The sequence below is a fragment of the Sporosarcina sp. G11-34 genome, assembly GCF_026931025.1.
Genome location: NZ_JAHNZW010000003.1, coordinates 228,212 through 248,137, shown reverse-complemented (window position 1 = coordinate 248,137; position 19,926 = coordinate 228,212). Strand labels below are relative to the sequence as shown.

The window sequence follows — 19,926 nt, the reverse complement described above, 5'->3', positions numbered from 1 at the left end:
AAAAACAATTGGCATGTTGTTTATTTTTTTTCGAAATTCAAAAAGGACCTTCATCACTGTTTTAAAGTGATAAAGGTCCGAATTAGCGTTTTATTGAGCATGAGCTGTGGATAGTTTTTGCAAGCGAGCCACTATGCCTGTAATGAGCATGACTAGAAGAACAGGTAACAGCCATCCAATTCCCTCATTATAAAATGGCAAGAAGCGTTCATAAAATGAAATAACTGGTGACATCCAACCGAAATACGAAATCTCCAATGAATCACAAAGAGTTTTCAAACCATCGATTGTACTAATCATAAATGCAACGACTGTTGCCCCAACATATACAATTCTCGAGTGATTGAAGATTGGCGACAAAAATGTCAGTAGCATTAGTACAACTGCAAGTGGATACAAGAACATCAATACGGGAATTGAATAAGTAATGATATTCGACAATCCGAAATTCGCAACAACAAAACAAAATGTTGTAAAAAATATAACGAATACTTTATAGCTAATTTTCGGCATAATCGTATGGAAATACTCCCCACAAGCCATCATCAGACCGATACTTGTTGTCAAACACGCAAGGAGAATAATAACCGCAAGCATGACAGATCCGAACGTTCCGAAATAGTACGATGATGCACCACTTAGAACAGGTCCACCAGTCTTAAAAAGACCCATTGCCTGTGTACTCGTAGCCCCTAAGTAAGCAATTCCAACATAAAGTATCGCAAGGAATGCCGTTGCAACAGCGCCGGATTTTGCAGTAGCAACTAAAATACCTCGTTTATTTGTCACACCCATTGAACGGATTACGTTAATGACAATGATTCCGAATACGAGTGAAGCAAGTGCATCCATCGTGTTATATCCTTCTGTAAATCCTTTCATAAAGGCGCCACTAGCATAGGCTTCTTCCGGTGCCCCAATAGCTCCCATCGGTTTGATAACGACAGCTGCTAGTAAAACAAGAAGTAAAATAATAATTGCCGGTGATAGCACCTTTCCTACACGGTCCACAAGTTTTGCTGGATTTAACGATAACCATAATGTGATACCAAAAAACAGTAAAGTGAAAATAATTAACCCGACTTGCATGAAATCTTCAGAAATAAATGGTGCAATCCCGACATCAAACGCAACTGCACCTGTTCGTGGTGCCGCGAAGAATGGTCCGATTGTTAAATAAAGTAAAGATGTAAAAATAACTGCGTATACTGGATGGATACGACTTGCCAAGTCTTGTAAGTTATTACTTCCGGAAATACCTATTGCTAGAATTCCAAGAAACGGTAGGCCAACACCCGTAATTAAAAATCCAATAATAGCTGGTATAAGGTTAGTACCCGAATATTGTCCTAGTTGCGCCGGAAAAATTAAATTCCCTGCACCAAAAAATAATGCGAATAACATAGTTCCAATTATAAGATATGACTTAAACGGTAATTTCGTTTCCATAATTCCAGTTCCCCCTATGATGTTCGAAGCGTTTACGATGTGCTATATGCAATATATCGCTGAAAATAATAATACTCTTATAACATCCAAAATGCAATATATTACTCATTTTTCTATTTACTAATGTATTCAGAAAATTACCCACTCCTAGACTACTGAAAGTCGGAACGGGTAACTCATCTGTTTATTTAACTACAAACTTTGTGTGACTATGACCTTCTTTTGATTTTATCACTTCAAGAATAGCGGGAAAAGCGGCTTTTAGCTCTTCAACGTGGGAAATAACACCAATCATTCGACCCGATTTTTGAAGCTCAATGAGTGTATCGATTGCTTTATTCAATGATTCTTCATCCAATGAACCAAAACCTTCGTCGATGAACATCGTGTCTATTGAAACGCTACCTTGAAAGCTTTGGATAACATCTGCCATTCCAAGCGCAAGACAAAGCGACGTATTAAACTTCTCGCCGCCCGACAATGTTTTCACATCGCGCGTTTGACCGGTGTACGCATCATATACATCAAGACCTAATCCACTTTGCCTACCACGGACTTCTTGTCGATCACTTCGTATTAATTCAAACTGACCATTCGACATTCCTCTAAGCCGTTCGTTTGCTGATTGAATAATCCTTTCTAAATACTCGATTTGAATATATCGCTCGAATGATAACTTCAAGCCGTTTTGACCTCTGACAATGTCATAAAGATCTGTGACTTTTCCATAAGTCCGTTCAAGCCCAAGTACGTTCTCCGATGATTGGACAATTTTCTTTTTCAGTCCCAATACAGATTTTTCAAGTTCTAATGATTCATTATAATTTGCAAGGGACGACTCATACTCTTTTTTCAGTTCATTCACTGCTGCCTCAAGACCAACCAAGTCTAAAACTTCTTTACCTTCGAGCATTTTTCTAAGTTCAACTACGGCTTCGCGCAGTGAATGAAGTTGTTGTTTGAAATTAAAAATCACTTCTTTTAATGTCATCCGATCTGCTTCCGGCATTTTGGCTGCAAGATACGCTTCTTCCGTCGGAAAGGCAGATTTATGCAACGCTTCCTTGAATCGTTCTTCTGCATTGTTTCTCTTTTTTTCCGCCTCCTTAAGCGAACTTTCTGCATGCATTTTGGCCGAAGTTGACAGTATCAGTTTGCCTCTTGCTTCTTCCCGGGATTTTTGCACAATGTCCCAGTTTCGATCTAACTCAATTTTCTTCATTTCCGTTTCTGCAATCCTTTCCTGAAGGACAGCAAGTACTTGGACATCTTTTGGAATTGCTTGCAGAGTCAATCCAACAAGCGCAAGCTCTTTATCATATAAAGACTTCCGTTCGAATAACGATTGTTCCATTTCCGTTTTCTTTTTCACAAGTTCGGCCACAAGTCCAGCCTGCACTTTCAATTGATTTTTCAATTCGTTAAGTACTTTACGTGCTTTGCGAAGTTCGACTACTTCCACTTCCAGTTGCTTTTTCATCTCATATAAGGAAACACTTTCAATTTCGATTTGCAGACGTTCGATTTCTTTTAACTGATCATTCGCCTGTTCGACTGCACTGTGAAATTTTACAGCCGCCATACGATATCCACTTTCCACTTCCGCCAGTGAATCTTTTTCAACGTCCAATTGTTCCCTTGTAATGACTGTTTCCATATGATTATCCGATTTAGTAGGATGATCCATACTTCCGCATACCGGGCAGGCTTCTCCGTCGTGAAGGGATGCTGCCAACATCGCAGCTTGATTATTCAGCCACTTTTTCTCCAGTCCAACGTATTCCATTTTATGTTTTTCATAACGTTTTTCATGATCCACTTTCTCTTGTTCAAAAGTAGCCACCTTGTTTTGCATACGAATAAATCCATCGAGAACTTTACATTTTTCATTCGTTTCATTTAACAGATCTACACGCTCGTCAAATGGAATCAGTTGTTCTTCTAGATTATCAATACCCATTTTTAATGTATCAAGCTTTTCTGTTTCGATTACCGTTTCCTCGACTGTCTCAACAAATTTCGTATTCAGTCTATCGATCTCTTTTTTCATCGAATCTAGCATCGCTTCTTTTGATGCTAATTCTGAAACAGCAGGCAAGTGGTCTTTTAGTCGAATCAAGTTTTCCGCCAGTCGTTCGCGGTCCCCTTTCCGCCCTTCTTCCACTTTAAAGAGGAGTTCAGTTTCTTCCATCGTATCAGTTGCTGCCTGTAGTGCGACTGTAGCTTTTTCTAAAGAACCTGCTTTGGCAGCAACCTCTTTCTTCAACTCGCTAAACTGCATTTCAACTTCCTCAATCGCGGCTGCCCGTTCCGCCCCGGCTAACTGTTGTTCTTTTCCGTTAATAAGAGGTAGTTGTTCGGATAGTTCCGTGACAGCCGACTCTTTTTGTTCTTTTTCCTCAAATCGCTCATTCATACTTTTAGCTGCATGATAGAATTCAAGCATCTCTGCATGTTTTTTTACAATCTCTTCGTAGCTCTTTCTATCATTCACTGTTTTTTCCGCGTAATAAAGGAACTCCTCTTCCAACCCTTGAACAACTTGATTGATATTACGATGTTCATTGGAAAGCACTTCAAAAATCGATGACTCCCGCTCAGGCAATACGGATGAAACTTGACGAATATATCCTTCACTTAGCTGCATTTCACTCGTCAATTCCGCTTGTGCCGCCTCCTTTTTCACTTTCAGCTTTTCAACAATTTCACGATACGGTTCTGTTCTAAATATTTTCCGTAAAATCGCTTCTTTGTTTTCTGTATCAGACGTAAGGAATTTCTGGAACTCTCCTTGCGGCAACATAACAATTTGACTAAATTGGGCCTGTGTAAAGCCAATTAACTCTTCCGCTTTCTTGTTGATTTCCGAAATGATTTGCCGATCTACAAGAGGTATTTCGCCGTCTTCCGTTTGTTCATAAAATTCACAGCGTGCCGTTGTTTCCCTTTTGTTTCCTATTTTCACGTATGGTATTTGCCGCATGATTCGGTACATTCGGTTATGTATTTCGAACGTTAATTCAACCGCAGTCGGTGTTTCATTGTCCGCAAAATCGCTGCGCATTGCTCGAATGTCTGTCCGGTCTTCTCCGCTTGCTTGTCCGTATAATGCAAAACAAATACCGTCAAAAATCGTCGTTTTCCCCGAACCTGTCGCACCTGAAATGGCAAATAATCGATTATCCTTAAGCTCTCTGAAATCGACTGTTTCTGTTCCCTTATAAGGTCCGAATCCGGTCATCGAAAGAAGTATCGGTCTCAATTCGCATCCCTCTCTCTATGCATGACTTCATGAAGCACTTCAGCAAATAAGTTTTTCGTTTCATCGTCCGCCGCCTCACCCTTCATCTCTTCATAAAACGACTTAAATAATGTCATGTCATCTTGTTTCGCATGCTTCAACTGCCGTTCATCCTCGACAATTGAAATTGGCTTAAACAACTTCCGTTCAACATGCATGGCATTTGGATATACAGACCGAATTTTTTCCATCGGGAATAAAACCGGTGTTTCATCCAATAGTTTCACGAAGACATAATCCTCGTTTACTGCGTGAAGCAAAATGTCTTCCATTGTTCCTTCGACCGTTCGCATATCGTGCTTCGGCTTTAGTTCCCGTCTTTCAACAGTAATTTGTCCTTCGCTGTCCATTTCGACGATAAAAAAACCTTTGTTATGACGTTCCTCGGAAATCGAATACTTAAGCGGAGAGCCCGCATATCTTATTTTTTCATTCAACACATAATGTGCTTGATGTAAATGGCCAAGCGCCGTGTAATGGAATGGTTCAAAAAGATGAGCCGACACATATTCTGCTCCACCAATAGCGAGTGGACGTTCAGAATCACTTGTATTGTTTTCACTTTCCCCGTGCGGTGTTACGAATGCATGTCCGACAAAGACATGACGAGCATTTTTGTCCATCGACTTTTGAATACCATCTATTACTTTTTTCATCGCATCATTATGATTTGAAATGGTTTCGTCTTCATGGAGATGTTTCACAACAGAAGGATCTGCAAATGGAACGAGATGGAAATGGACTTCTCCGTATGCATCGCTTAATACAATTGGCTTCGTATCTTTTTGTAGTTGTCCTACGACATGGTATCCTTTTCCTTTCATTAAGCCACTTCCAAAATGAAGACGTCCGGGACTGTCATGGTTTCCTCCGATTGCAAGAATCGGTGTTTTTAATTCCATAATGATTTTTTCTAATGTTTCATCTAATAACGCCACTGCTTCTGTTGGTGGTACTGCTCGGTCATACAAGTCACCCGCAATAATTACTACGTCTGGTTTTTCTATTTTAATTGCTTCAATAAATTGTTCAAGAACAAAACGTTGATTCTCTGTCATATACACACCTTGAACGAGTTTGCCTAGATGCCAATCCGCTGTATGAAAAAATTTCAAAACGATGTCCCCTTTCGTAACGCTTTCTACTTACAATACATGACATTGCGGAAAAAATGAAACAGCTGATAGCCACTTAAATAAACGGTGGCTATCAGCTGTTTTTTATTTTTCATAAAGAAAAGCCGATTGCATAAAGCAGTCGGCCGTTTTACTTCATTCGAAAAATACTTTGTCTACGTTATATTTCGCACGTTCCGTGTTAATAATATACGTTTCATAGATTTCTCTTTCCATCGGGTCTTCAACGATAATGACGGAAATTTTATTTACTTCGTCGCGGTAATTTTTGATTGGAGATACAGTGTCTTCAAAGTGTTTTTTAACACGTTGACGCGCTTTTCGGGCTTTCCCAACAAATAATAGTTCATTTCTTTTGTTATAAAACAAAATAATGCCGCCTTTATCGCGTGGTATCTCATGAAGATCAACGAATCCGAAAAATGGTTTGATAGGTGCTACGTTTGCACTCATTTTCTGTTCACGTTGTTCAATTGTTATATCAGGAGTTGGCACTTTAATTGTAATCAATTCAACTTCACGTCCTCTTCTATTCTAAAGCTAAATAGTAACACAAAACGCGATAAAAAGCGAAGAATCGTATAGGAATTATTAGTTGCTTTCCTCTTAACGTTCCCTACGTATATTTGCTATCGTAAAAATAGTTTTTTCGAAATTCCTTGCCCTTTCAACGAGTAAGAACTTATTCGAGTTAACTTGTTATTCCGTAATTTCAGTTTCCTTAAACCCTATTCCTATCGGGTTTAGATGGAATTGAATTATTTAATTATTGTATTTCCTACTTCTATTTGTTATGTTATACTTCTCATAATTATTGGATAGTTCTCGAACCTTTAGTTTCAAACAATTGGCTATTCAATAAAATAGATAAGGAGTTTTTGAATGATGAGCATAATAAATAAAGCAAGAAAGATTCGAAGGGCTTTACATGAAAATCCCGAATTGGGTGGGAAAGAGTGGGAAACTTCAAAACGAATACAGGAAGAATTAACACAAGTCGGAATCCCATTCAAAACTGGATTTGCTAAAACCGGAGTGCTTGGAATTATTGAAGGTGGACAACCAGGTGGGACAGTTGCACTTCGTGCGGATATTGATGCACTACCAATAATGGAAAAAACGAATGTCCCATTCAAGTCAAAAGTCGACGATATCATGCACGCTTGTGGACATGATGCACATACCGCGATGCTTATCGGAACCGGTTTGAAATTACAAGAAATGAAGGATTCACTAAAAGGTAGGGTACTTCTTGTATTCCAACCAAATGAGGAATCATCACCAATTGGTGGCGCAAGACCAATGATGGACGACGGCGTATTCGCTGAATACAAACCCGATGTTATTTTCGGTCAACATGTGTGGCCGAACCTTCCTGTTGGACAAATTGGCATACGAGACAAAGAAATGATGGGTGCATCTGACACAATCTCTTTTACAATTAAAGGAGCCGGTGGCCATGCAAGTATGCCTCATCAAGGGAAAGACTCGATTGTTATTGCCGCTGAATTTATCTCTTCATTGCAATCCATTGTAAGCCGTAATACGAACCCTATTGAGTCTGCTGTCGTTACAATTGGCACAATCAATGGAGGATATCGATACAATGTCATTGCAGATGAAGTACAACTAAATGGAACCGTTCGAACATATAGCAAAGAAGTAAAAGATACGGTTAAAAGAAGAATGGCTAACTTAGTCAAAGGTTTCGAAATTGCTTATGAAGTTGAAATAGACTTTGTCTATCGAGATGGCTATGAAGCGACAGTAAACACGCCTGAATGGGCGCAGCTTGTCCGTAACCGAGTTGTTCATACATACGGAAAAGAAGCAGTTCCTGACGTAGATGCATCTATGGCCGGTGAAGACTTCTCAAGATTCCTTGAAGAAATTCCTGGGGCATTTTACTGGCTTGGTTGCGCAAAAGAAGGAACCGGCGTTCAAAAGCCCCTTCATGATCCCGAGTTTTACTTCAATGAAGATGCTTTAGAAATAGGAATTAACACAATGACAGACGTTGCAGTAAGCGCACTTCAAAAGCTTCAACAATCATAACATTTATAATTCTGGAGGTATAAAATGAATAAGAATAATAAAGAAAAACAAGGTTGGTTTATGCGGGCAATGAATTGGGTTGAAAAAGTCGGTAATAAACTGCCGGATCCATTCATGCTATTCGTATATCTAGCTGTCGCCGTCATGGTGGCATCGTTCATTTTCGCGATGTTTGACGCATCTGTAATCCACCCGGGTACACAAGAAGAATTACCGATTAAGAACTTACTATCAGGTGAAGGACTCCAATATATTCTATCGTCCATGCTTAGCAACTTCACCGGCTTTGCACCACTCGGCCTTGTTCTTGCAATGATGCTTGGTATGGGTCTTGCTGAAAAAGTCGGATTGCTAGAAACAGCTATTAAACGATCAATCATGCGTGCTCCAAAATCTATGGTCACGTATGCAATTGTTTTCACTGGAATTATGGGTAATATTGCATCAGATGCAGCAACAATACTTATCCCGCCCCTAGCGGCGATGGTTTTCTATAAATTAGGACGTCACCCAATTGCCGGGCTTTCTGCTGGATTTGCGGCTGCTGGAGCAGGATTTACCGCTAACTTATTAGTCGTTGGTACGGATGCCCTTCTTGCAGGTATTTCTACAGAAGCGGCAAAAATTATCGATCCAACATTAATCGTCACACCTGTTGACAACTGGTACTTCAATATTGTATCTGTTTTCGTCCTTACACTTGTTGGTGGACTCATTACAGAAAAAATTATTGAACCGAAGCTCGGAAAATATACTGGGAAAGCTGCCATCAATGAAATGGAAGAAGAACATCCCGCTGCGGGCAGAGGTCTACGAAATGCCGGCCTAGCTGGACTTGCCTATCTTGTTGGACTTGCCGCACTTATTTTCATGCCTGCTTCACCACTTAGAAATGAAGATGGAGGGATGATTCCTTCTCCATTCCTGACAGGAATTGTACCAATCATCATTTTCTTCTTTATTGTAATGGCTGTTGCATATGGCCGTACAGTTGGTAATATTAAAGAGTCGAAAGACATTTCCAAATATATGTCGGAATCAATGCGTGATATGTCCGGATATATCGTACTTATTTTCGCGGCTTCTCAGTTCATTGCTTACTTCAACTGGTCGAACATCGGTACTTGGATTGCAGTAAACGGTTCTGGGTTCCTTAAAGAAATCAATTTAACGGGTGTTTGGGTCATTGTTGGTTATGTAATCTTTACAGCACTTCTGAACTTCTTGATTACATCAGGTTCGGCCAAGTGGGCACTCGAAGCACCTGTATTTATCCCATTATTCATGCAACTAGGCTATCACCCAGCATTTACACAAGCGGCGTATCGTATTGCGGATTCATCGACGAATATCATTACACCATTAAATCCTTATTTCATTGTTATCTTGTCATTTATGCGAGAATACGATAAAAAAGCGGGTATGGGTACGTTGATTTCGCTGATGATCCCCTATTCACTTATATTCCTTGGAACTTGGATTATCATGCTTCTCGTATTCTTCTATGCGGGCATTCCATTTGGGCCTGGAATCACACCATTTTGGCAACCATCTTAAAAAGGAGATGAATGAATTAATTGTTTATCAAACAGTCAGTAGATAATTTGCAACACCAGTTACAACAATGGCGACGAGATTTTCACAAACATGCGGAATCTGGATTTCTAGAATTAAGAACGGCAAGCATCGTCGCAACAACTCTTGAACAACTTGGTTATGCGGTTTCTGTAGGTAAAGAGGTTATGAGTCGCGAGGATCGAATGGGGGTTCCTGCTACGGATATACTGGAACGCCATGAAAAGTGGGCGCTTGAACACGGCGCCGAGACCCGTTGGGTTGAAAAGATGACCGGTGGAATGACCGGTGTTGTCGGTATTCTTGACACAGGTAGACCCGGACCCATAGTCGCTTTCCGGGTAGACATGGACGCACTCGATATCCAAGAAGACTTGACGGATGCTCACCTTCCCTTCAAAGAAGGATTTGCTTCCGTCAACGACAATATGATGCATGCATGTGGGCATGATGGACATACGTCAATAGGGCTTGGTCTTGCAACAATACTTATGCAAGAAAAAGAAAACCTAAAGGGAACGATTAAACTTATTTTCCAACCTGCTGAAGAAGGAACTCGTGGTGCAAAATCTATGACTGAAGCTGGAGTGGTCGATGATGTTGATTACTTCATTGCGACGCATATTGGCTTAGGGATTCCTCTTGGTGAAATTGTTGCAGGTGATGGTGGGTTCCTTGCCACTACTAAATTAGATGTTGAATTTAAAGGACTTGCTTCCCATGCAGGTGGCAAACCAAACGAAGGTAAAAATGCTTTAATGGCTGCATCGACTGCTGTTTTGGGATTATACGGCATTCCACGCCATAGCGAAGGTGCTTCACGAGTCAACGTAGGTGTTTTGAACGCGGGCAGCGGACGTAATATTATTGCACCGAATGCTTTCATGAAAGTTGAAACGCGCGGTGTAACATCTGAAATTAATGACTATATACGTGAACAAGCATTTCAAGTGATCCATGGGGCAGCTGCAATGTACGGCACAACGGCAACCATCGACATTGTCGGTGAAGCAATGAGCAGTATGCCAAGCGAAGAACTTGTAAAGATTGTGGCAAATGCTGCGCGGAAATCGGAGGCTATTTCGAACGTTACCGAAATGAACTTGCAACCCTCTGGTTCAGAAGATGCAACGTATTTTATGGAACGCGTGAAAAATCGTGGTGGTCTCGCAACATATACAATCATCGGGTCTCCACTCGCGGCTGGACATCATAATGAACGATTCGATTATGATGAAAAAGTACTTTCGATTGCTGTAGACGTACTTGCACGAACCGCATTTGAACTTAGTAATAAATAACAAAAGATCCACGTCCAATTAATGGATGTGGATCTTTTTTAGCTTTATTTTTTTAAAGCTGACGGTTTTACGCCCGCCGGTATTGGGCATATATATGGTGTTTTAGCTAATTTCTTTTCATGCTCTTCTTTAATTGGTACAAGAGCCTCTGGATTATCAAGAATATGAACCGCAGTCAATGCCATTGCTTCCCCTGCACGTAGCATACCTGAATGTGCAAATGAGTTAATACCTTGTGTTGTCATCTGCCATGTATGAAGTGCTGTGCCAAGTGCCGACGTCGCCGCAGTACATTGTGCAGTAGGAACAACCCAACTGACATCGGAAACATCAGTTGACCCTGCAAGTACTTTATCAGACGCGATATATGGTGATATCGATTCACTTAAATACTTGCCTTCAAATTCATCTTCGTCACCTACATATCCGAATCCGCTCACTAAATCCAGGTGGTTATTACGCTCACCGTCCGTTAAGGAATCCCATATGTTTTTAGCATACTCTTTGTCTTCCTCTGTAGGTTCGCCGGCTCCAGCTTCCACAAGTTTTTCATATAAAACTTCTTCAAGTGCACGGTTCGGAATATAATTTGAACATGCTTTATCGAATACGATTGTCAATTCCGTTTCAGTCATTAAAGCCGCACCTTCTGCCACTTTACATACACGTTTATAAATTTCATCGACTTGACTAACTTTCGGAGCACGGATTAAATACAGCACTTCAGCATCTGCTTGTACAACATTTGGTGAATAACCGCCCGTATTCGTCACCGCATAATGCATGCGTGCGTCTGTAATCACATGCTCCCGTAAGTAGTTTACGCCAACGTTCATCAACTCAACTGCATCTAATGCACTTCGGCCTAGATGAGGTGAATTCGCAGCATGGGAAGTAATTCCTTTGAAGCGGAAATAGATTTGATAGTTCGCTAGTGACGACAAACTCATGATTGCGTTTACTGGCGAAGGATGCCATGTCAAGGCGATATCAAGGTGATTGAATACCCCTTCTCTGGTCATAAATGTTTTTCCGGATCCACCTTCTTCACCCGGACAACCGAAAAATTGCACCGTTCCAGTAATATTATGTTCTTCCATATACGCTTTCACAGCAAATGCAGAAGATAGCGCACCCGTTCCTAACAAGTTATGGCCACATCCATGCCCAACATTATCGCCTTCAAGAGGTTCAAATTCCGTCGCATTTGCTTTTTGGCTAAGGCCAGATAATGCATCAAATTCACCTAAAAAACCGATGTATGGGGCACCTTCTCCGAACGTACCGACAAATGCAGTTTCAATTCCTGCAACATTTCTATCAACTTTGAACCCTTCCGCTTCTAGCTTATCCGCTAAATAAGTTGCAGACTCAAATTCTTCAAATCTTGTTTCTGGGTGTTCCCAAATATATTTACTAATTTCTTCGAATTTCCCTCTATTTTCTTCGAGATACGTTTTAACAAATGATTTCTGCACCATAAATCTGTTCACTCCTCCAGATATTCTTACAATCTAATTGTACATGAACTTCGCAGACAATTTAAACGTTTTGCATTTATAGTTTTCTGAAAAATATTTCATCCAAGAATTTTTTAATTTCGCGACTAAATCCCCTGCCACTTCATATGCTTTTCGTCGGTATTCATTTATTAATCCCATCATTCCTTTATTGATTGGGCTTGTTTATTCCCTCATTTTCATAAGGGTAAAATCCGAATAACAGCTCGAATCTTCCGGGTTAACCCGAATATCATTATATTCAAAAGCATTTGACTTTTACTTTAGAATCATGTAAATTGTTCTATAATACTTAAAAGCGTTGAAGAGAAAAGTAAAATGTTCGGGGTTCTTAACAGAAAGCTTCAGTAGCTGAGAAGAAGCAGAAAACCTTCATTTGAAAAATGGCCTCTAAGCTCTGTGTTGAACGTGCAGCTTACTTGCATCAGTAGATATCAGCGGGAATTGGTGCCCGTTATCTATACCACAGTCTAGAATCTATCATGACAGGATTCTGTGCTTGCTGAGGTCACTTATGCAAATAAGTGATGAATAAAGGTGGTAACACGAGAAATCATCTCGTCCTTTCAATCCATTGATTGATTTGGGCGGGATTTTTCGTGTAAAAAAGTAAAATAGTAAGGAGTCGATATTCAATGACAAACGGTTTATTAGTTTTTCAATCGGATTTTGGGAAAGGGGACGGGGCAGTTAGTGCCATGCACGGAGTAGCAAACTCAGTTCAACTCGGAATTCCTATGTTTGAAATTACGCATCAAATCCCACAATACAATATTAGAGAAGCATCTTACCGCCTTTTGCAAACAGTCAGTTATTGGCCGAGCGGAACGGTATTCGTCTCGATTGTTGACCCCGGCGTCGGATCTGATCGACGTGGTGTTGTAGCGAAAACAATCGACAATCACTATATCATTACACCCGATAACGGAACTTTAACGCACTTAAAGCAGTTTATCGAAATCACGGATGTACGGGTAATTGATGAATCAAAAAATCGTCTTCCAAATTCCGGAGAATCGCATACATTCCACGGACGCGATATTTTTGCTTATACAGGAGCCCGCCTAGCGGTCGGTAAAACAACATTTGAAGACATCGGCCCTTTAGTAGATCCAGCTACAATCGTTGAGCTTCCTTTGAAAACTTCAACAATCGTCGATGAAGTCATTACGGGTATTATCGAAATTATCGATAGTCCTTTCGGCAACCTGTGGACAAATATTAGCCGGGTACAGTTCAGAGAGCTTGCAAAAAACTTTGGCGATTCCTTCGAGGTATCCATTACGCGAGATGGTCGAACAATTTACAACAGCATTTTGAAATATGGTCGTTCATTCGCGGATTCACACATCGGTGAACCTCTCGTCTATATCAATTCGCTCGACAATATCGGAATCGCTATTAACCAAGGATCTTTCGCAGATGCATACCGCGTACGTACAGGCACGAGCTGGGAAGTTGTCATTCGCAAAGCGCCGCTAAACTAACTATATAAGTTGAACTAAAGAATCCTTCTTACAACAAGGAAAGAGTGGATTTCCTTTCTTCCCTTCGGCGCTAGGGGATGCCTTCGGCTGGAGATTACGTGGAAATCATAAATTCAACCTATAATAGACATGAAAAACACCCGTAAAGTTTCTATTTACGGGTGTTTTTCATGTCTATTATAACTATCTATATATGTTGAATTAAAGATTCTGACCTGAAGCCGAATGATGATTGCTTTCCCGCTGGGTCGCCGCTCTTCACTAAAATCAACTAGGTGGCACATTCTTCAGTTCAACCCACATAGCGCTATAATAAAAAATCCACTGAATCCGCTTTGATGCTCTCGCTCAGTTTACTGGATATTCACGGCTGCAACTTATAAACCAAATAATTTCTTCGTCCGATTTTTCGCTTGCTCTTTCACTCCGTCGTCTATATGCGAAACGACTTTATACACAGCTGCCGCGATGACTGACGCATCATCCGCCAACCCAACAACCGGAACGAAATCGGGAATAAGATCCACCGGTAAAACGAGATAACTTAGCGCGCCGATAATAATCATTTTTGTAGACTTCGGAACAGCTGGATTTTTAGCCGTATAAAACAATAACAAACTAGAATAAACTGTTTGCTCCCCTATCTTTTTCCCGTACTTCATAAGCTTGTCCCAAAACTTCTCATCCGAATAGCTTTTTTCAGCCATTTCAACACCTCTTTTCGCCGACTCATTAGTTTAATTTTACACATTTTCTAGGAATCCGTCATTTTTAATGCACACTAGATTTATATCTTTCACCCTGCATAGTGATAAATTAATTCTTTCGTCAGCTCAAATCTTGGATTGGTTGTATCATCATTATCGTCGCTTGCTCCAACAACAACCGTAATCACTCTTCTTCCATTGAATATTCCAGTGCTCGCAAAACATGAACCCGCTTCGCCTGTATAACCCGTTTTCAAACCATCCAGTCCCGCCAATTCATAGGGCATGCCTTCAAGCATCAGATTCGTATTCGGCTTTTCTCCGTCCTTCGTATTTACAGATGCAAGGCTCGAAAAATCCAATATTTCGGGATGCTTGCCAATTAACTTACTCGCAATCACCGCGACATCGCGCGCAGATGACTTATTTGTTTCATTGCTCGTTTTTCCTACATGCGGCCCATCAAGTCCTGTTGAATTAAAGAAATACGTTTGTTCCAACTTAAAATAATTCGCCTGTTCATTCATAATACGAACGAAATTCTCTTCACTTCCCGCAACAATTTCGGCTAATGCAACTGCTGCATCATTCGCGGATATAACAGATGCCGCCGTAAATAATTCCCGAACCGTGTAATGTCTGCCCCTTTCCAACCGTAAATTTGCAAGTCCTGGTTTAGATGCAATCGAAAGTACAGCTTCATTTGGAGAATATAAATCATCCCAACTAATTCTTCCGTTCCTAATCGCATTTAAAGTAATATACTGCGTCATCATTTTCGTCATACTTGCAATCGCCACCGACTCGTCCCCATTTTTTTCATAAAGAACTTTTCCTGTTTCAAAATCGACCATATAAATCGATTTCGCCTCAATATCGGAATGAAACGCATCTGCCGATGACTCTTTTTCATTCAGGTCATAAATCGTTACAGCAAGTACTGCTATTAAAATTATTGCAATAATTTTTTTCATATGAATATCCTACTTTCTTGTTCATTCGTTATCTTAGCACAAGTATAGGATAAGTTTCTGAAGACTTAACAAGTGAATTTATGAAGAATTTATGAAGAATGTTAAGCATATGATTGACTAACCCTTACTATGGAAAGGAAGTTGTTGATGAATCTTCCGGTATCGATTCGAACTAAAATGCTCCCTCATGCTTCTACTGAAGTAAAGGTGTATTACCCCGTCGTTTTTAATTTACCCAATCATGGGATTCAACAAAAAATCAATCAAGCAATCGTAACGACTTTGAATAAAATACTAATTGAGCAAAGCTATTATGAGACAAGTCTAGTGGAATTACTCGCTTATTATGAACTGAAAACAAATCAGCGTGGAATTCTTAGTTTAAATTTGATTGTCTATTCGTTTACTGGTGGTGCACATGGAATGACTATTATTAAATCACTCACATTTGATACGACAACAGGAAAACAATATACGTTAAAAGAATTATTTAAACCAGAAGCTGATTACGAAAAAGAGTTATCATCCATTATTAATAAAAAGATTGTAGATTGGAATATTCAGCTGTTGGGAAAATTCGAAGGAATACGAAGTGATCAAGATTTTTATATCGCGGACACGGTTCTCGTTATCTATTTCCAACTTTATGAAATTACACCTTATGTATGGGGTTTCCCGTACTTCCCCATTCCAATTTTAGATATTGCGGATATTATTCAACCAGATGGCCCACTAGACCGGATGATGGCGTTTACTTAATTGATTTAAAAATAGCCTATCGCCAAAACGATTTTTGTTTTGGCGATAGGCTATTTTTTCATTTCGCATTTCTATTAATCCAGTACCATCTAAAAATACCTAGCAATCCGGCGACGAACACAATGCCGCCAACAATTAAGAAAGCAGTACTTTTATTTTCTACGGTCTTTGGGGCTTCAACAGGAACTTGGCCTTGACCTAGAATCGTAATATCTTCAGTACCCTTTTCAAACTCAGTCGTGCGGTCGCATATTGTACTTGAAAGCGATTGGTCACCGTACATATCAGATGCGTTGGCGTACACCAAATACTCTTTTCCTACAACAAATTCAATGCCACAACCTGCCGAATCGCTTCCCGTTGCTATCGAAACTTCTGTTTCACTTACACCTTTCCACGTTTCATTTACAGTGAAATTGACTATCTTACTGTTTGTGCCCTTGTTTTTTATTTTCGTTACTTCCCCGCTGAAAACTTCTTCTGCATTCACTAACGCTTCACGAGGAGGCGGTGGCTCTGCACATGAACAAGCCGCGACAGGTAAAGGTTTTAAAAATATGAGTAGTAAAACTAGACAGAATGGAATCAGACCAATTTTCAATTTCACGAAAACGCTCCTCTGCTTTCTTTTTACTATTAGTTCGTTAAGCAGAAGAGAAAGTTTCAGTGAAAGTATTAATTCGGAAAATACATACGATTTACTTCCGCTAACACTTCTCCAATTTTACGGTTATTTATGACAAGGTCTGCATATCGGTCAAACTGCGTTGGCTCCATATTGACGATGACAAGTTTTGCTCCTTGTTCTTTTGCAAGAAGTGGGAATTGATTTGCAGGCGTGACGGTAAGTGAGGAGCCTAAAACGATAAATAAATCTGCTTTCTCACTTTCTAAAACCGCCTTCTTAAACGGTCCTTCAGGAAGCCCTTCTCCAAATAAAATAACGGATGGACGGAGTTTCCCTCCGCAAGTACAATAGAAGCTTGCCGTTTCATACATTTCACTTCCATACTTTTTTCCGCAAGATTGGCAATGAACTGTTTGCAATGTACCGTGAAGTTCCATGACATTTTTAGATCCGGCGACGGAATGAAAACCGTCGACGTTTTGTGTAATAATCCCATTAATTAGCCCTGCTCTTTCCCATTCCGCTAAGATGTCATGCCCTTTATGTGGGATACAATCTTTCAAACCGAGAACACGTTTGCGGTAAAACTCGAAAAAATTTTCAACGTCTTTGTTCAATGCTTCAGTACTTGCAACCTGTGTAGGATCTTCTGTTTCCCAAAGCCCTGTTTTGGCTGAACGAAAATCTGGGAGTCCACTCTCCGTAGACATTCCTGCTCCTGTATAAATAATCGTACGCTTCGAATTTTGAAGTAAATTTATAAGCATATCTCATTCCCCTTTCACATCCTATATCATCAACCATATCATTCGCAGGGAATTGATTCACTTGAAGTGACACCGCGTTAATATGTTAAATGGTATACTGAATGCACTACTAACTTATAGGAGTGATATAGGTGGAAAATAAAAATTACGGTGAACTTATTCCCAATCGGATTTTCACGGGCGGCATAGATGCGATTGATGAACTTCTTGCGAACGAAAAAATCGATGTTATTTACGACTTACGTGCGGAAGTAAAAGGCCCACTCTCTAGTGATATAAGTGTACATCAACCGATTGTCGACGATGCAAAACACCAGGACGAATCTATTAAAATCGTAGTTTCAAAAGTAATCGAAGCATATAATGCAGGTAAAAATGTATATTTCCATTGCAATACAGGACGCGGACGGGCAGGAACGATTGCAACAGCAACACTCTTAGAACTTGGGCATGCACATTCAATCGATGAAGCTGAGCTGCGGGCAAAAGAAATCCGTTCAAACATCAATGTAAAACCCCAATTCAAAGAAGCGTTGAAACGGATTTATGAGTACGAAAAAAAGTAAATTAAACATTAAAAATGCCAGTCTCCAATAAATAATGGAGACTGGCATTTGTCTATTATTCCGGTTTTTTATTTCTTCTTTTTCTTCTTTTAGAAGAAGATGTTTCCGATTCCTCTAGCTCAATTTTCTTCTTCACTTCATGTTCAATTTTTTCAAACCTACTAATATCAGTAGGTCGGACAGTTATCGGTTCTTTTTTCAATAACTTTGCCATAGAAAATATAAGTAGTAGTAAAAGAACGGTGAACGGCAAAGCAGAGACGAGTGAAGCCGATTGCAATGCATCTAAACCACCTGCATAAAGTAAAACCCCAGCGATTGCTGACATAAGGAAGCCCCAAGTCATCTTAACAATCATCGGCGGGAATAAACTTCCCCTTGTCGTCATACTTGCCAATATATACGTCGCAGAATCCGCTGAAGTCACAAGAAACGTAAATATTAATAGAATTGCCAATGCGGAAGTAAATCCAGTAAACGGCATATGTTTAAACGTTTCAAAGATGGCTGAAGTAACGTCAGCATCGACTGCTTCTGCTATTTTAGTTCCATTATTTAAATCACTATAAAGTGCTGTTCCACCTAAAGTTGCAATCCACATACAAGCAAATACGGGTGGAATCACCATCACTCCAGCGATAAATTCCCTAATCGTTCTTCCTTTTGAAACGCGCGCTACAAATGCACCTACGAATGGTGACCACGCAATTGTCCATGCCCAATAGAAAATTGTCCAATCACGTACCCAGGTCCCTCCTTGATAAGGTTGCAGGCGTAGACTGTACTCGATAAAATGCGAGATATAATCACCGATTCCTAGTGTGAAGCTTTCAAGGATGAATACTTTTGGACCTACAGCGAAAAAGAATACTAACATTGCAATCGCCAATGCCAAGTTAAAGTTTCCTAAATAACGAATTCCTTTATTTAACCCTGTGGAAGTCGATAGCATATAGGCTACAAAGACGATGGCAATAATGAAAAGTTGTACTCCAAATGTACTTTTAATATTAAAGACCGATTCTAAACCACCGCCCATTTGTAAAATTCCCAATCCAAGCGATGTAGCGATTCCCATTACAGTCGCTATGACAGAAAATGAATCGATTCCAATTTTCACTTTTTTATTCGATCCAACTAGTGGTTCTAATGCTGTGGAAATAAGTCCATCCTTTTTCTTTCGAAACTGTAAAAAACCAATCACTAACCCAACGATTCCAAAAATAGCCCATTGTGAGATACCCCAGTGGAAAAATGAGTAGCCCATTGCAATCCGTGCGGCTTCTTCGGATTGTGGAACGACATCCCCAATTGGCGATGTAAAGAAATGACTCATTGGTTCTGCAACGCCCCAAAACACAAGGCCAACTCCGAATCCTGCTGAAAAAAGCATCCCAATCCAAGTGAAAAATGGATAATCCGGCCTTTCCTCATCCCCGCCAAGTCTAATGGCACCGTATTTACTAATTGCAAGTCCAACTAGAAATGCCACAATAATAAACACGATTAATAAATAAAACCAACCGAAACTTTTTGCCGTGAAGTCATATAACATTTCCGCTGCGTACCCGAACTTTGTAGGAATGACTGCCCCCAATACGACAATTAAAAAAATAACCACTGCTGAAATTGAGAATACAGGATTCTTCCAAAACTTCTTATCCAAAACAAACCGACCCCTAATGTAAATAGTTATTAACT

The 19,926-nt window shown here is 40.0% G+C and carries 16 protein-coding genes; 6 read left to right on the top strand and 10 right to left on the bottom strand.

Annotated elements, in window-relative coordinates:
• Nucleotides 1–90 precede the first annotated feature (90 nt).
• The 4 genes from brnQ to KSU66_RS05405 form a co-directional block, all read right to left on the bottom strand.
• Nucleotides 91–1,449 (bottom strand): branched-chain amino acid transport system II carrier protein, encoded by a 1,359-nt coding sequence (gene brnQ, locus KSU66_RS05420; RefSeq protein ID WP_269050400.1) that lies wholly within the window; start codon nt 1,447–1,449, stop codon nt 91–93.
• 184 nt (nt 1,450–1,633) lie between these two features.
• Complete coding sequence (locus KSU66_RS05415) at nt 1,634–4,711, bottom strand: AAA family ATPase (RefSeq protein WP_269050399.1); 3,078 nt, start codon at nt 4,709–4,711, stop codon at nt 1,634–1,636.
• Nucleotides 4,708–5,865, bottom strand: coding sequence for an exonuclease SbcCD subunit D (locus KSU66_RS05410; protein ID WP_269050398.1), 1,158 nt, complete (start codon nt 5,863–5,865; stop codon nt 4,708–4,710). The genes KSU66_RS05415 and KSU66_RS05410 overlap by 4 nt, the downstream gene beginning before the upstream one ends.
• Before the next feature lie 156 nt (nt 5,866–6,021).
• Nucleotides 6,022–6,396: a nucleotide excision repair endonuclease gene (locus tag KSU66_RS05405; RefSeq protein WP_269050397.1), complete on the bottom strand. Its 375-nt coding sequence runs from the start codon at nt 6,394–6,396 to the stop codon at nt 6,022–6,024.
• Nucleotides 6,397–6,771: 375 nt separating this feature from the next.
• On the opposite strand from KSU66_RS05405, the gene KSU66_RS05400 reads away from it, so the two are divergent.
• From KSU66_RS05400 to KSU66_RS05390, 3 genes are read left to right on the top strand one after another with little or no spacing between them, the layout of a single operon-like run.
• Entirely contained in the window at nt 6,772–7,941 is a 1,170-nt protein-coding gene (locus KSU66_RS05400) for a M20 metallopeptidase family protein (RefSeq protein ID WP_269050396.1), read from the top strand.
• A gap of 24 nt (nt 7,942–7,965) precedes the next feature.
• Nucleotides 7,966–9,498 carry an AbgT family transporter gene (locus KSU66_RS05395; protein WP_269050395.1) on the top strand — a complete coding sequence of 511 codons (1,533 nt, stop codon included), beginning with the start codon at nt 7,966–7,968 and terminating at the stop codon, nt 9,496–9,498.
• Nucleotides 9,499–9,518: 20 nt separating this feature from the next.
• Nucleotides 9,519–10,817: an amidohydrolase gene (locus KSU66_RS05390; RefSeq protein WP_269050394.1), complete on the top strand. Its 1,299-nt coding sequence runs from the start codon at nt 9,519–9,521 to the stop codon at nt 10,815–10,817.
• Nucleotides 10,818–10,861: 44 nt separating this feature from the next.
• On the opposite strand, the gene KSU66_RS05385 is transcribed toward KSU66_RS05390, so the two are convergent.
• A complete protein-coding gene (locus tag KSU66_RS05385) occupies nt 10,862–12,298 on the bottom strand; it encodes a M20 family metallopeptidase (protein ID WP_269050393.1) in 1,437 nt (478 codons plus the stop codon).
• Nucleotides 12,299–12,972: 674 nt separating this feature from the next.
• Here KSU66_RS05385 and KSU66_RS05380 point away from each other — a divergent pair.
• A complete protein-coding gene (locus KSU66_RS05380) occupies nt 12,973–13,824 on the top strand; it encodes an SAM hydrolase/SAM-dependent halogenase family protein (protein ID WP_269050392.1) in 852 nt (283 codons plus the stop codon).
• 377 nt (nt 13,825–14,201) lie between these two features.
• On the opposite strand, the gene KSU66_RS05375 is transcribed toward KSU66_RS05380, so the two are convergent.
• Nucleotides 14,202–14,531: a YkvA family protein gene (locus tag KSU66_RS05375; RefSeq protein ID WP_269050391.1), complete on the bottom strand. Its 330-nt coding sequence runs from the start codon at nt 14,529–14,531 to the stop codon at nt 14,202–14,204.
• 89 nt (nt 14,532–14,620) lie between these two features.
• Entirely contained in the window at nt 14,621–15,505 is an 885-nt protein-coding gene (locus KSU66_RS05370; protein ID WP_269050390.1) for a D-alanyl-D-alanine carboxypeptidase family protein, read from the bottom strand.
• Between the two features lie 147 nt (nt 15,506–15,652).
• Here KSU66_RS05370 and KSU66_RS05365 point away from each other — a divergent pair, with 147 nt between their 5' ends.
• Nucleotides 15,653–16,264, top strand: coding sequence for a DUF3298 and DUF4163 domain-containing protein (locus tag KSU66_RS05365; protein WP_269050389.1), 612 nt, complete (start codon nt 15,653–15,655; stop codon nt 16,262–16,264).
• A gap of 58 nt (nt 16,265–16,322) precedes the next feature.
• On the opposite strand, the gene KSU66_RS05360 is transcribed toward KSU66_RS05365, so the two are convergent.
• Both KSU66_RS05360 and KSU66_RS05355 read right to left on the bottom strand, forming a co-directional pair.
• Complete coding sequence (locus tag KSU66_RS05360) at nt 16,323–16,871, bottom strand: hypothetical protein (protein WP_269050388.1); 549 nt, start codon at nt 16,869–16,871, stop codon at nt 16,323–16,325.
• 68 nt (nt 16,872–16,939) lie between these two features.
• On the bottom strand, nt 16,940–17,659 hold the full coding sequence (locus tag KSU66_RS05355; protein WP_269050387.1) for an NAD-dependent deacylase: 720 nt from the start codon (nt 17,657–17,659) through the stop codon (nt 16,940–16,942).
• A gap of 131 nt (nt 17,660–17,790) precedes the next feature.
• Between KSU66_RS05355 and KSU66_RS05350 the strand changes: the two genes are divergently transcribed.
• A complete protein-coding gene (locus tag KSU66_RS05350) occupies nt 17,791–18,225 on the top strand; it encodes a protein-tyrosine phosphatase family protein (RefSeq protein WP_269050386.1) in 435 nt (144 codons plus the stop codon).
• A gap of 55 nt (nt 18,226–18,280) precedes the next feature.
• Here the strand turns inward: KSU66_RS05350 and KSU66_RS05345 are convergent, their stop codons facing one another.
• On the bottom strand, nt 18,281–19,891 hold the full coding sequence (locus tag KSU66_RS05345; RefSeq protein WP_269050385.1) for a BCCT family transporter: 1,611 nt from the start codon (nt 19,889–19,891) through the stop codon (nt 18,281–18,283).
• Nucleotides 19,892–19,926: the final 35 nt, after the last annotated feature.

What these genes read in the sequence shown, in the direction of transcription:
- brnQ (WP_269050400.1), bottom strand. Translation starts at nt 1,449, where the DNA reads ATGGAAACGAAATTACCGTTTAAGTCATATCTTATAATTGGAACTATG.
- KSU66_RS05400 (WP_269050396.1), top strand. Translation starts at nt 6,772, where the DNA reads ATGAGCATAATAAATAAAGCAAGAAAGATTCGAAGGGCTTTACATGAA.
- KSU66_RS05395 (WP_269050395.1), top strand. Translation starts at nt 7,966, where the DNA reads ATGAATAAGAATAATAAAGAAAAACAAGGTTGGTTTATGCGGGCAATG.
- KSU66_RS05385 (WP_269050393.1), bottom strand. Translation starts at nt 12,298, where the DNA reads ATGGTGCAGAAATCATTTGTTAAAACGTATCTCGAAGAAAATAGAGGG.
- KSU66_RS05380 (WP_269050392.1), top strand. Translation starts at nt 12,973, where the DNA reads ATGACAAACGGTTTATTAGTTTTTCAATCGGATTTTGGGAAAGGGGAC.
- KSU66_RS05375 (WP_269050391.1), bottom strand. Translation starts at nt 14,531, where the DNA reads ATGGCTGAAAAAAGCTATTCGGATGAGAAGTTTTGGGACAAGCTTATG.
- KSU66_RS05370 (WP_269050390.1), bottom strand. Translation starts at nt 15,505, where the DNA reads ATGAAAAAAATTATTGCAATAATTTTAATAGCAGTACTTGCTGTAACG.
- KSU66_RS05365 (WP_269050389.1), top strand. Translation starts at nt 15,653, where the DNA reads ATGAATCTTCCGGTATCGATTCGAACTAAAATGCTCCCTCATGCTTCT.
- KSU66_RS05355 (WP_269050387.1), bottom strand. Translation starts at nt 17,659, where the DNA reads ATGCTTATAAATTTACTTCAAAATTCGAAGCGTACGATTATTTATACA.